At 40.5% G+C, this 2,109-nt stretch carries 2 protein-coding genes; one reads left to right on the forward strand and one right to left on the reverse strand.

The annotated features are described in order from the left end of the window. A partial coding sequence (locus tag AC1DDX_RS26800; protein ID WP_477622969.1) for a GxGYxYP domain-containing protein occupies nt 1–1,801 on the forward strand: 1,801 nt, incomplete at its 5' end. Here AC1DDX_RS26800 and AC1DDX_RS26805 read toward each other — a convergent pair. Then, the coding region (locus AC1DDX_RS26805; RefSeq protein WP_477622970.1) for a helix-turn-helix domain-containing protein at nt 1,798–2,109 on the reverse strand (312 nt) is incomplete at its 5' end. The two genes, AC1DDX_RS26800 and AC1DDX_RS26805, sit on opposite strands and share 4 nt — an antisense overlap.

Genomic DNA, 2,109 nt, shown 5'->3' on the forward strand with positions numbered 1-2,109 from the left:
AGGATATACCTTAGAAAAAGATCTAAGTAACGCTGAAGATGTAAAAACAGCTTGGGATGATGTGCATACAGTTTCAACACTGCAAGGAATAGTGAACCGCAAATCGCCAAGACTGTATATTTACTTGGTAAAGAATGGGTCAATAGACATTGACAGGTACTGGTGGAATAAATATCGCCAAAAAGACAAATGGTTAAACAGTAGAGATACTGTGGTTTATAAGGATGTTATTAGTTTAGTTAAAGCATACCGGTCAGCGATTAAAGGCGTGGTGGTTTATGATCCAACTGTAGCAGCAACCAGTAATGTTGCCTCTTCTGTTGCGGGGCAAGAAGATGTAATTGCCATTCGTTACGATCCTGCTAAAAATAGTTTATACACACAACTTGTATTACAAGGCCCTAAATTACCTGTTAAGGTCTGGTTATTAAATAAAAATGGATCGTCGTTATTTACAGGATCAGGTAATATTCCCGGAACTAAGCGCTTATCCACAGGTTCGGCAAAAAATGATGCTTACTTGTGGTTTATGGAGAAATATACAAAGGCTGGCAAAACCAATACAAAGTATGGGGCATATTATGTAGATCAGCAGTGGATGAAGAATCCGCATGCTGCCGGACCAAACCATCATACGCTTACCAATCATGATTTTTTTGTGAGTAAACGCGGGTTTTTCTTTGACCTGAGCCCTTGGGGTGATGAGCCTGCAACTGATGATCCTACTCAGAAAACAGGGACAGACCTAAACACACTTAAAGAATTACTGCTTACTGCTTATCAGCATAATAAGGGCATGGATTATGCATATCTTGGGGGTTTCCCTCCATGGGCTTTTAAATATACTAAACATGCCGGTGGTAGTCACGATGATGTGCCGACCGAATGGGAATATTCTGCTGTGATAAGCGCCTATAACGCGTTTAAAGACGCTGATGCTATTGGTTTCGGAGCACTGGCAAATGCCTCTTTCTGGCAGCATTATCCACTTAAAAAGAAATATGAACAAAAGTGGGTTACCCAGGCTGAACTGAAGCAAAGAGGTTATTTAACTGAGGACGGAAAAGTTAATTTTAAAGGGCGTAATTTCTTTATTTTCTATGTTGGTGATTACGATGCATCTTCATGGGTGTCTCAAACTACGCCTACTTTATGGGATAGTCCCGAGCGCGGTAAAATTCCATTGATGTGGTGCATTAGTCCGGTTTTACAGCAGCGAGTGCCAATGGCAATGGAATACAGGAGGGAATCGGCAACAAAAAATGATTATTTCGCTGCAGCTGATAATGGTGCGGGGTACTTAATGCCCGGAATGTTGCAGCAGCCCAGACCAATTTCTGCATTACCGGATGGCCTTGATGCCTGGGTAGCACACAACAAACCTTATTATGATAAGTGGGACTTAAGCATTACCGGGTTTATTATTGATGGCCAGGCGCCCGGGCTTAATAAAAAAGGACTGGATGCGTATGCTAAGTTTAGTCCTAACGGAATAGTTCCACAGAAAACCCCATTAACTTCTTTACATGGGAATATGCCTGTGCTGCGTGCTGATGATGATGTTAATGAGGATGATCCTGCCGAAGCGGCAAAGCATATTCTTGATAGAATAGGGAAACGGCCGGTTCCGTTTCATTGGTTTCGCAATATTTTAAAAGATCCCGGATGGTATGTAAAAGTGGTTGATGAGTTAAAGCGTATTGATCCTAAAATTGAATTATTGGATGCACCAACTTTTTTCGAATTGTATCGTATTTATTTAAAACAAACTCCGGATGCTGCTAATGGGAAGATCAATTAGGCGATATCTTTCCTGAATTCCTTGCGGTATTTTAAAGGACTAAGCTTCATCTTTCTTTTAAAAAGTTTATAGAAATGCGATAAGTCGCCAAAGCCATTCTCAAAGCAGATGTCGGAGATAGATTTATCTGAATTTACAAGTTGTTGAATGGCGTAATTTATCCGATAGTCGGTTACTGTTTCTATAAAAGTTTTTTTTGTGGTCTTTTTGTAGTACTTGCAAAAAGCGTTTGGCGTCATATTTACCAACGCGGCTGCCTGATCAAGCAAAATTTCATCCTTGTAATTGTCGATGATGTAACCCAGAAC

The organism is Pedobacter sp. 10L46_2 (assembly GCF_056395165.1).